Here is a 9,895-nt window from a genome sequence, read left to right on the forward strand (position 1 = left end):
CTGATTTGTGGTTTAATTCGCTCCATGAACACCGTCCTTTCCGACGCGTTGGCCGATGGCACTCAGTTGCCCCGGACGATCGCGCTGATCGGCAAGTACCACAGCCCGGAAATCGCCGAATCGCTCCGCCTGCTCGTCAGGCACCTCCACGAACGGGGGATGACCGTCCTGATCGAGGAAGAAACTGCCCGCAACGTTGTCTCGCGACTCGAACTCGGCAGTTGGGCCAGCGGCAGCTTCGCCTGGCTCGGCGCGCATGCCGACCTGGCGATCGTCGTCGGCGGCGACGGAACGATGCTCAATGCGGCGCGACATCTCGCCCGCTACCGCGTACCCCTGGTCGGGGTCAACCAGGGGCGCCTGGGCTTCATGACCGACATCGCGCGCGCCGACATGCTGACCTGCATGGACGAACTGCTCGACGGTCGCTTCGTCCCCGAGACGCGAATGCTGCTCGACGCCGAAATCGTTCGTGACGAGCGCACGGTCTTCTCGAACCTCGCGCTCAACGACGTCGTCGTCGACAAGGGTGCGATCGGCCGGATGATCGAACTCGAACTGTTCATCGACGGCGAGTTCATCTATCACCTGCGTTCCGATGGTCTGATCGTCGCCACCTCGACCGGCTCGACGGCGTATTCGCTCTCGGCCAACGGGCCAATCATCCACCCGCTGGTCTCGGCGATCGCGCTCGTCCCGCTCTGCCCGCACGCGCTGAGCAACCGCCCGATCCTCGTCGGCGACCGCAGCGAGATCGAGATCCGCATCGTCCACGCGACCGACTCGCGAGCGCACTTCGACGGCCAGGTCACCGTCGATCTGCGCAACGCCGACAGGGTGCGCATCCGTCGCTCCGAATACTCGATCTGCCTGCTCCATCCGAAGACGTACAGCTACTTCGCGATGCTTCGCCAGAAGCTGCACTGGAGCGAGCGGCCGAAGGAACACCCCACCTCGAACTGAGCCGGCCGCATGCTCTGCAGACTGACCATCCGCGACTTCGTGCTCGTCGACCGGCTCGAACTCGATTTCGGGTCCGGGTTCGGCGCGCTGACCGGCGAAACCGGCGCCGGCAAATCGATCCTCGTCGACGCGCTGGCCTTCGCACTCGGTGACCGGGCCGACACGGCAATGATCCGCAGCGGCAGCGATCGCGCCGAAGTGACCGCCGAGTTCGACCTCAACCGCGCCCTGCCGGCCGCGCAATGGCTCAGGGAACACGACCTGGACGCCGAAGCCGGCCTCCTCCTGCGCCGAGTGGTCGACAGCAACGGGCGCTCGCGCGCCTACCTCAACGGCTCTCCGGCAACCGTACAGCAACTGCGCGAGGTCGCCGAGTCGCTCGTCGACATCCACGGCCAGCACGCGCACCAGTCGCTGCTCCGCAGCGACGCGCAGCGCGCACTGCTCGATGGCCACGCGCAGCTCGACTCGAGGGTCGCCGAACTCGGTTCCGCCTGGCGCAACTGGCGTGAGGCGCAGCGCACCCTCGACGCCGCGACGAGCGGCAGCGAAGCGCTGGCTGCCGAGCGCGAACAGCTCGAATGGCAGGTCCACGAACTGCAGGCGCTGGGCTTTTCGGCCGACGAGTGGCAGGCGCTCAACGAAGAACACCGGCGGCTGGCGCACGCGGCGAGCCTCGTCGACGGCGCGCAGTTCGCCCTCCAGGTCCTCGCCGAGAACGAGAACGCGTGCGAGATGCAGGTCGCCGCCGTGGCCGGCCGGCTCGAAGAGCTCGCCGATTACGACCCGGCGCTGTCCGAAGTCGTCGCCGTGCTCCAGGCCGCGCACGCGGAACTCGCCGACGCGATCTCGACGCTGCGTCGCTACGCTGGCCGCGTCGACCTCGACCCGCGCCGGCTCGCCGAAGTCGAACGGCGCATCGAGGCGGTCCTCGGCTGCGCACGCAAGTTCCGCTGCGCGCCAGACGATCTGGCGAATCTGCTCGCCGGCTGCCGGCAGAGGCTCGCCGCTCTCGGCGAGGCGACCGACCTCGCGGCGCTCACCGCCCGGGCTGCGGCCGCGCGCGCCGACTACGAACGGCTCGGCGGCGAGCTGTCGACGCGCCGCCGTGAAGCGGCCGAAGCGCTCGGACGCGAGGTCAGCGAGGTCATGCAGCAGCTCGCACTGGGCAGCGGGCGTCTCGAAGTCGGACTGATTCCGGTCGATGGAGGCACCGCCGCCGGCTTCGAGCAGGTCGAGTTCCGCCTGGGCGGTGTCGCCGGCAACGAAGCACGGCCACTGGCCAAGGTGGCCTCGGGCGGCGAGCTCTCACGGATCAGCCTGGCCATCCAGGTGGTCACCAGTCAGGCGGCGAGCGTCCCGACGCTGATCTTCGACGAGGTCGATGTCGGCATCGGCGGCGGCGTCGCCGAGGTCGTCGGACGACTGCTTCGTGAACTCGGGCGTGAGAGGCAGGTGCTCTGCGTGACCCACCTGCCACAGGTCGCCGCGCGCGCCGACTGGCAGTGGCAGGTCAGCAAGACCCGCGAAGGAGAAGAGCTGCGCAGCCGGGTCTCGGCTTTACACGGCGAGGCGCGGGTCGAGGAAATCGCGCGGATGCTTGGCGGGATCGAGATCACCGCGATCACCCGAGAGCACGCCCGAGAACTGCTCAAAACCGGCTGAGCACACCCCTCGGGGAATCAGGCAGGCTTCTTGAGCTTGTTGCGCGCGGCCTTCCTGAGCGTCTTGAACAGTTCGGGATCCTCGGCCTTGAGATACTCCGCGACTTCGAAGTCCTCGCGCTTGCACCGCTGGATGTCGATCTGCTCGACATGCACGAGACGCAGCAACTCGCGTACCGGTTTCGGCATGTTGCGCCCACTTTCATAGCGCGAACCGCCGCTCTGCGTGACACCGATTTTCGACCAGAACTGCTGCTGATTCATGCCCAGCTTGCGACGGATTTCCCGAGGATCAACTTTCTCGACGACTTTCGCGGTGCTCATCAGTATCCTTTCCGACAACTCCTGAGGTCAGTACGGCAGCATCGGCCACGGCCAGCCAGGATTTGGCCCAGTATGACTCTGGTAAGTAGCTACACTATAAGCATTTCCCGGGGAATTGCAAGGCACGCGGCAGGGCCGCGCGGAAAGCCGCGAGCGCTTTTGCCATGTCGGCGGAGATTCCCTAAAATGGCGCCCTTCCCGCTCTCCGTCACGGATATGTAATGGCAGTGATCGTCCAGAAGTTCGGCGGTACTTCGGTCGGCTCGACCGAGCGCATCAAGAACGTCGCCCGACGCGTCGCGCGCTGGCAGGCCCAGGGACACGAGATCATCGTCGTCCCGTCGGCGATGGCCGGCGAAACGAACCGCCTGCTGGCGCTGGCCAGGGAGATCTCCTCCTCGCCCGACCCGCGCGAACTCGACGTGATCGCCGCGACCGGAGAACAGGTGACCATCGGCCTGCTCGCCGTGGCGCTGCACGAACTCGGCCTCAAGGCGAAGAGCTTCACCGGCCCGCAGGTCCGGGTCCTGACGGACAGCACCTTCACCAAGGCCCGGATCCTCAAGATCGACCAGGAAAGGATGCGCAAGGCGCTCGCCGACGGCAACGTCGTCGTCGTCGCCGGGTTCCAGGGTGCCGACGAGCACGGCAACATCACCACCCTCGGCCGCGGCGGGTCGGATACTTCGGCGGTCGCTCTGGCGGCGGCGCTGAAGGCCGACGAATGCCAGATCTACACCGACGTCGACGGCGTGTACACCACCGACCCGCGCGTCGTTCCCGAAGCACGCATGCTGGAGAGCATCACTTTCGAGGAAATGCTCGAAATGGCCAGCCTGGGCTCGAAGGTCCTGCAGATCCGTTCGGTCGAGTTCGCCGGCAAGTACAAGGTCAAACTCCGTGTCCTGTCGAGCTTCGCGGACGAGGGAGAAGGGACGCTGATCACTGTTGAGGAAAAACGGAACATGGAACAAGCGATCATCTCGGGTATCGCCTTCAATCGCGACGAAGCCAAACTGACCATGCTCGGAGTTCCGGACCGCCCGGGGATCGCCTACCAGATCCTCGGCCCGATCGGCGAAGCGAACATCGACGTCGACATGATCATCCAGAACATCGGCCGTGACGGCACGACCGACTTCTCCTTCACGGTGAACCGCAACGACTACCGCAAGGCTCTCGGCATCCTCGACCAGATCCGGCAGTCGATCGGCGCGCGCGAGATCGCCGGCGACAACACCATCTGCAAGGTCTCGGCGGTTGGCGTCGGCATGCGCTCGCACCCCGGGGTGGCGAGCCGGATGTTCGGCGCCCTGGCCAAGGAGAACATCAACATCCAGATGATCTCGACTTCGGAGATCAAGATCTCGGTGGTCATCGAAGAAAGGTACCTCGAGCTCGCCGTGCGCGTGCTGCACAAGGCCTTCGGGCTCGAAAAGCCGCCGAAGGCGACCCTGGGTTTGACCGGTCGCGGCGAAACCGATATCATCTCGCCCGCTTAGGAGACGTGGCCGAGAGGTCGAAGGCACTCCCCTGCTAAGGGAGCATGCGGGCATAAACCTGCATCAAGGGTTCGAATCCCTTCGTCTCCGCCAGGACACTGGCCGCAAACTCTCTGCAGCAGCCACGAAGACCCCGCTCAACGCCATGTTTTGCGGGGTTTTTCTTGTAAACCTCCTGACCTCGCCTGCCCCGCAAATGTCATATCTGCGCTCTTAGCGTCCAATTCTCTCGTAACCTCCTGACTTCGCGAATTTGGTACGGATTTTTTAAGTGATTGTTTTCTCTTACAAATTTACGGGTGGTGGGCGGATTTCGAGTTGGCGTGTGCTTTGGTCTTGTCGGGTACGCCATCGCGAAATGTCTGGTTGGTGTGGGGCACACGGCCATGGAAGCTGGATGATTTCGTCCTGACGCGGTCACAGCTCTGGGGCAAGCCCTAGGCGTGGAGGTAGGGGACAAACCTGCGCTTTCCATATATCTTGCAGCCAGTGGCCGACTTTTCGCCTACCTAGCACACGGTCCTTGGCCAGAGGGTGCCTCACCCTTGTACTGTCGGCGGGCGTCTTGATGGACGCCATGCGAACTTTCTGGCACCATGACCCACGGCTCCGGCAGGCATCGAGACGGCAATGCGAGCCACATCTACTGGGCAAGATGCTAGGACAAATGCATTCCATCAACGCAGCCCTTGACTTACCGATGAGCTTTTTCGTGGGCGATCGCGCACAAGTCGTCAAGGACGAGTCGATTGTCGAACGCTGGCGGGACACTGTTCGTGGTATTCGTGATGAGTATCTAGATCCGAGCCACTGCTTCCCCTGGGTTGTCGGTTTCTCGGGTGGGAAGGATAGCACAGTCGTTGCACATGCTGTGTTCGACGCACTACTCGCCATTCCACCCTCGCAGCGTACCCGCGAAGTTCACATAGTGTCGAACGACACTATGGTTGAAAGCCCGCTGGTTATCGCTCACCTAGACGTAGTTACCAAGCACATTGAGACAGCGGCGCAGAATCTGAACCTGCCGGTCGTCGTGGCTCGCACGCGACCAGACTTGGACAAGACCTTTTGGGTTCTCCTGATCGGCAAGGGATATCCCAGTCCAAACATGACAATGCGCTGGTGCACTGATCGCTTAAAAATTCAACCAACCAGCGGCTACATCAAGCGCAACATCTCTGAATATGGTGCAGCGATTGTGGTTCTGGGTGTTCGGCGCGACGAAAGCCAGACTCGCCAGCGATCAATTGATAAATCCAAGAATGCCCGAGGATCTAATCTGACACCCCACACCGATCTGACCGGTGCCTTTATTTACCGCCCGATTGTTGACCTGACGACTGACGACGTATGGGAAATCTTGGGCTCATTCCATGCGCCTTGGGGCGGAAACCACCGGGACCTGTTTCAGCTCTACCGAGATGCTGAAGGGGGCGAATGTCCGGTCGTGCTAAGTCAGAACGAAGCAGCGGGGTGTGGTACGAGAAATAGTCGTTTCGGCTGCTGGACCTGCACCGTGGTGGAAAAGGACAAGAGCCTGCAAGGGTTTATTGACGCAGGAAATCACCACTTCAAGCCACTGGTGGACTTCCGCGACTGGTTGAAATCAATTCGGAACAACCCGGAAATGCGGCAGGCCCATCGTCGCAACGGTCGTCTCTCATTTGACGCTGCCGGCAGACACATCCCCGGCCCCTTTACGGTTCAGGCACGCAAGCAGATTCTGGAGTACCTACTCCGAGTTCAAGGCGAGTTGGGTGACCGCTTGATTACTGACGAAGAACTTGATCTGATCTACCAGTGTTGGACTATCGATCTGCAAAATGAAAAAGGATTAGCCAATGGCTGATGGACACTTTGAAGAGGCCTATTTAAGCGACCTGCCCTTGTGGGCAGATGACCGTGCCCGTGCGGCGATGGAAAAGGTTTGCGAAAGGCATGGTGTTCCCGTTGATGTGCTTACCGAACTCGTGATGGTTCAACGGGAGCGTCAACATCAGGAACGGGCGCACGGCATCTACCAACGCTTCGAAGAAATTCTCGGTCGCATCGAATAACAACACGCGGGGGGAGGTATGTGGATTTCAAGACTCGAGCTGACATGCTTCAAAGGCTATCAGCATCAGGTCTTTGTGTTCCCGGAACCAGCCGACGGCAGAAATATAGTGCTGATCGGAGGCATGAACGGGTATGGTAAGACATCGATTCTTGAGGCGCTCTATCTCTGTCTGTACGGCAAGGACGCGATGGTTCACCTGGCGCGGGCAGGGCTAAGGACTGACCACAAGAAGGGGTACCCCACCCTTTTGGAAAGCGCATTCAACGGCGAGGCACTGCGTAGCTCCCTCGACACCATGAGTGTTCGAGTCACTATCAACAAAACGACGACCAAGGCTATCGACATTGGCCGGAAATGGTACTTCAGAGCCAATGGAACCTGGACCAATGAGGAAGAAGCGGTAGTACGCGAAGTCGTTCGCGGTGTTCCAGACACTCCCAGACAAGACGGCCGAAAGGGGTTCCATCTGGCAGATTTGCTGGACGACATTCAGTTTGTTCCTGCCCACATTGCCCCGTTCTTCTTTTTTGATGGTGAGGAAGTGAAGAAGCTCGCTGACCAGTCACGGCTCGAACAAATAAAGCAGGGTCTTGAGGGTTTGCTTGGCGTGGTCTTGTTGCGCTCTTTGGCCGAACGCCTGAAGAGTTTCGAGGCAAACAAGCGGGGTGAGATCGAATCTGTCGATGAAGAAAATCTTGCAAGACTGCTCGATGCGCTGACGGCAAACAAAGAGCAGCTTAAGGCACTCAAGGAGGATGCCGAGCAAAATGAGGTCGAGCGGCAACGTCTGCGCGCCGAGCAGCAATCACTGATCGAGCGCATCACTGCAGCTGGTGGTGGTGGCGGGGAGATCGCCACGGTCAAAGACTTGGTGGAGGAGCGCGAGCAGTTGCGCAGCAAGCTTAGGGACAGTCGGCGAAGTCTAGAGGAGATTCTGTCAGGACGGCTGCCGTTTCACCTGTTACCGAAAGACCTGTTGGATGATTTCCGTCGACAACTGGTTGCTGAAATGAAGCTGGCTGAGTGGGATGCCGAAAAGCGCGCCCTAGAGCCACGCAAGGCTGAGTTTGAGGCTGCATTCATGGCGCAAACCACTCCCATAATCGAACCCGGCTTGACTCGCGATCAACTCAGCGCGATTAGGGGGCGTCTTGAGGCTGCTTGGGCTAGTCTCTTCTATCCACCACCTGAAGACTGCGCGAAAGAAGTTGTTCACGGCTGTCTGCGTGAAACCCTGCGGCAGAAGGCGTTGGACTTTATGGAGACCATCAATCTCGGGCAGCGCGAGATTCACGACCTACTTAATGATCAGCACGCCTTGCAGCAACGAATCGACGAGCTTGGTCGAAAAGTTTCGCGGCTTGAAGGTATAGACCGCGACGGTACTCTGGCAATTCTAAAAACTAGGCTCAATGACATTCTGAGTCAGCTGGATACTCTCGCAGAGCGTATTCGAACTGACAACAGGAAGTTCGATACCCTTCAATCCCAGGTGCAGTCGCAGACAGCCGAATACTGCCGCGAGAAGAACGAGCTCGACAAATCAAGTCCAGTACGCGCAACGATTGACAGGTCTGAACGTGTTCGCCGCGTCATTGACGAACTGGTTCCTGCGCTCTTCCCGCTTAAGGTGCGCGAACTGGCGACGGCGATGACTACCGTCTACAAGCAACTTGCCCACAAGGATCAAGTCGACAAGATCACCATACTTGACGATGGTACGACCCAAATACGTGGCAAGACTGGCAAGGAAATTACGTTCGAGCGGTCTGCTGGCGAAAACCAGATCTTTGCCACAGCACTGATTGCGGGCTTGGCAAAAGTGTCTGGGGTGAAGGCGCCGATGGTGGTGGATACGCCCTTGGGCCGGTTGGACAGCAAACATCGGGAGAACATCCTCAAGTTTTGGACCGGGGACAAGAGCCGGCAAGTCATCCTGCTATCGCAAGACGAGGAAATCGACTTCCATTTTTACAAGTCCATTCAAGACAGTGTAGGTAAGACCTACTTGCTTGAACACGTCGATGTCGGTGACGGAATTGGGCGCACCACGGCGATTGAAGATTTGTATTTTGCTAGGGGTCGTCGGTGAGCGAACTGAACATACAGCAAGTACTCAATTCGCGCTTCCGCACGAGTGCCGAGGCTGACCGGATTACCGTTGCACTGATGGGCAATCTTGGCCTTTCGACCAAGGCAAACGTGGCACGTCTGGCCATCGGCCGCTCCCTAGCTCTGGGCAGTTTCGCCGATGAAGGGATTGACGCGAAGGGACTTGAGATTCCAGCCGCATCCCTCTTTACTCAGGAAGACATTGGCGTGTGGGTGGGAGTGATTGTCACCCATGCCTGTCGACATGGCCTCGCTCCGATTGATTCGATGGACTCTTTTCGTGCGGCCGTAAGGAAGCATTGGCATCGGGGTGCGGCCTTATTGCTTCAGGACTGGGAGGCCGCCGATGGCGACTTCGACAAGTTCCTCGAGACGTTAATTGTCCGCCGCGCGGAGTTGCCGGAAGGTACGCCGCGTTCGGTTACGAAGAACCCGGAATCCGCGATGGTCGAAAAGCCGACTGATATCTCGGCAGCACTCGTGAGAGCGCTTGCGGAAATTGGAGTGACGGCGGAAGTTCGCGGATTCACGCACGGGCCGCGTGTGACGCGCTACAAGGTCTATCTTGCCGATGTTAACCAGAAACCAAAACTGGAAAGAGGCATGGATCGTCTGAGTCTTGTCCTTAACCTGCAAAAAGCGAAGCCGACGCTTGGTCCCGGCGAAGAAGCAAAAACCATCAGTCTCGATGTGCCGCGGCCCGAGGATACTTGGCAACCGGTGCTTTTCGCGCGCCTGCGCGAGTGGGCTGCATCAACGCCAGTTGAGGAAGGGAAGTTGGTGGTCTTTCCCGGAGTGGACGTGTTGGGCATTCCGTATTCGTTTGACTTGGCTGCGGCACCACACTTGCTGGTGGGTGGAACGACTGGTAGTGGCAAGAGTGTCTGCCTGCATTCGCTCATTCTGTCACTGATTCTACGCCTCCCGCCTTCGCTACTCCAACTTGCGCTGATAGATCCGAAACAAGTGGAGTTTGCCGTCTATGAAGGCAGCAGTTACCTCTATGGCGGTGACGTGGCCGTAGATGTTTCCATGGCGCGCGAACGCATTCTGGAACTTGTTGCCGAGATGGATTCCCGCTATCAGCGTTTCATGACGCTCGGCGTTACTAACATCACCGAGGCGCGGCGGCGCGGAATGGCATTGCCATACATCGCGGTTTTCATCGAGGAACTCGCCGACCTCATCCTGCAAGACCGCGATATTGAGGAGCACATCGTTACCGTGAAAGCCCCCCGAGGTAGCGACGTGCCTATGCCTGCTGACGAGCA

8 protein-coding genes and 1 tRNA gene are annotated in these 9,895 nt (G+C 59.9%); 8 read left to right on the forward strand and 1 reads right to left on the reverse strand.

Going from position 1 to position 9,895, the window contains the following annotated elements; translation table 11 throughout:
• Positions 1-24: 24 nt before the first annotated feature.
• Both NFW05_RS17950 and recN read left to right on the forward strand, forming a co-directional pair.
• A complete protein-coding gene (locus tag NFW05_RS17950; RefSeq protein WP_295310083.1) occupies positions 25-963 on the forward strand; it encodes an NAD kinase in 939 nt (312 codons plus the stop codon).
• Positions 964-972: 9 nt separating this feature from the next.
• Complete coding sequence (recN, locus tag NFW05_RS17955; protein ID WP_295310085.1) at positions 973-2,628, forward strand: DNA repair protein RecN; 1,656 nt, start codon at positions 973-975, stop codon at positions 2,626-2,628.
• A 17-nt stretch (positions 2,629-2,645) separates the two neighbouring features.
• Here recN and NFW05_RS17960 read toward each other — a convergent pair whose 3' ends face one another.
• Positions 2,646-2,951, reverse strand: coding sequence for a helix-turn-helix domain-containing protein (locus tag NFW05_RS17960; RefSeq protein ID WP_295310087.1), 306 nt, complete (start codon positions 2,949-2,951; stop codon positions 2,646-2,648).
• A 221-nt stretch (positions 2,952-3,172) separates the two neighbouring features.
• Between NFW05_RS17960 and NFW05_RS17965 the strand changes: the two genes are divergently transcribed.
• The 6 genes from NFW05_RS17965 to NFW05_RS17990 all read left to right on the forward strand — a co-directional run.
• Entirely contained in the window at positions 3,173-4,453 is a 1,281-nt protein-coding gene (locus NFW05_RS17965) for an aspartate kinase (protein ID WP_295310089.1), read from the forward strand.
• A tRNA-Ser gene (locus NFW05_RS17970) sits at positions 4,453-4,546 on the forward strand. Before NFW05_RS17965 ends, NFW05_RS17970 begins: the two co-directional genes overlap by 1 nt.
• Before the next feature lie 574 nt (positions 4,547-5,120).
• Positions 5,121-6,302 carry a DNA phosphorothioation system sulfurtransferase DndC gene (gene dndC, locus NFW05_RS17975; protein ID WP_295310090.1) on the forward strand — a complete coding sequence of 394 codons (1,182 nt, stop codon included), beginning with the start codon at positions 5,121-5,123 and terminating at the stop codon, positions 6,300-6,302.
• Positions 6,295-6,510 (forward strand): DNA modification system-associated small protein, encoded by a 216-nt coding sequence (locus NFW05_RS17980; RefSeq protein WP_295310091.1) that lies wholly within the window; start codon positions 6,295-6,297, stop codon positions 6,508-6,510. The genes dndC and NFW05_RS17980 overlap by 8 nt, the downstream gene beginning before the upstream one ends.
• An 18-nt stretch (positions 6,511-6,528) precedes the next feature.
• Positions 6,529-8,604, forward strand: coding sequence for a DNA sulfur modification protein DndD (dndD, locus tag NFW05_RS17985; protein WP_295310093.1), 2,076 nt, complete (start codon positions 6,529-6,531; stop codon positions 8,602-8,604).
• On the forward strand, positions 8,601-9,895 hold a 1,295-nt coding region (locus tag NFW05_RS17990), incomplete at its 3' end, for a DNA translocase FtsK (RefSeq protein WP_295310094.1). The genes dndD and NFW05_RS17990, both read left to right, overlap by 4 nt.

Source organism: Accumulibacter sp. (assembly GCF_023806625.1).
Lineage (GTDB): Bacteria > Pseudomonadota > Gammaproteobacteria > Burkholderiales > Rhodocyclaceae > Accumulibacter.

Coding starts and splice junctions, on each gene's coding strand:
- NFW05_RS17960 (WP_295310087.1), bottom strand. CDS start 2,951: ATGAGCACCGCGAAAGTCGTCGAGAAAGTTGATCCTCGGGAAATCCGT.
- dndC (WP_295310090.1), top strand. CDS start 5,121: ATGCATTCCATCAACGCAGCCCTTGACTTACCGATGAGCTTTTTCGTG.
- dndD (WP_295310093.1), top strand. CDS start 6,529: ATGTGGATTTCAAGACTCGAGCTGACATGCTTCAAAGGCTATCAGCAT.
- recN (WP_295310085.1), top strand. CDS start 973: ATGCTCTGCAGACTGACCATCCGCGACTTCGTGCTCGTCGACCGGCTC.
- NFW05_RS17980 (WP_295310091.1), top strand. CDS start 6,295: ATGGCTGATGGACACTTTGAAGAGGCCTATTTAAGCGACCTGCCCTTG.
- NFW05_RS17965 (WP_295310089.1), top strand. CDS start 3,173: ATGGCAGTGATCGTCCAGAAGTTCGGCGGTACTTCGGTCGGCTCGACC.
- NFW05_RS17950 (WP_295310083.1), top strand. CDS start 25: ATGAACACCGTCCTTTCCGACGCGTTGGCCGATGGCACTCAGTTGCCC.